General features: G+C 32.6%; 1 protein-coding gene. It reads right to left on the reverse strand.

Annotated elements, in window-relative coordinates; genetic code table 11:
- Nucleotides 1-709 (reverse strand): RNA-guided endonuclease InsQ/TnpB family protein (locus FOT98_RS28745; RefSeq protein WP_260851146.1); only part of this gene is annotated, 709 nt, incomplete at both ends.

Raw genomic sequence — 709 nt, forward strand, 5'->3', positions numbered from 1 at the left:
GCTTTAGATAGATGTTTGTTCTTCATCATACCTTTCACATTCAAATCTTCTACTGTAATAAACGTTGGCTTGGTTTTCACCACATCATTTACAATAGACTTTACATACTCTAGTCGAATATTTGCTAATCGAGCACATAACTTTTGCACCCTAAGAATATTTTTATCTATATTTGCTCTTTTGTTAGTAACAGGTTGTTCACCTCTCTTTTTTAGATTTTCAAATTTGCGTGATAAAGAGCGTTGTTCACGTTTTAACCGTTTTTCTATCTTTTTTACTTGTACTGTTTTATTTATATTTTTGTGAGTTTTTCCATCGCTACGTACAGCGAAATCTTTAATTCCCAAATCAATTACTAGACCTACTGCATTGAGAGTTGCATTTGGTTTTACCTCTTTCACTTCACAGAGTATAGACACATAGTATCTTCCTGCTCTTTGATATACTGTACCACTTTTTACAGTTGTATTTTTTGAAATATATCCATACTCTTTTAACCTTATCCAACCAATTGTAGGGACTTTTACTCTATGTCTTTCTACTGTCCAATCTGTTTTGTTGTTTTTCGGGAAGTAGCACTTCACATCTTGCTTATTCTTTTTTTTATATCGTGGAAACTGAGATAAACCTTTAAAAAATCGCTTAAAAGCTTTATCTCCATTCATAATCGCTTGTTTTACCGCTTTGCTCGACACTTCTTTAATCCACT

The sequence above is a fragment of the Bacillus sp. HY001 genome, assembly GCF_007558965.1.
Taxonomy (GTDB): Bacteria; Bacillota; Bacilli; order Bacillales; family Bacillaceae_G; genus Bacillus_A; species Bacillus_A mobilis.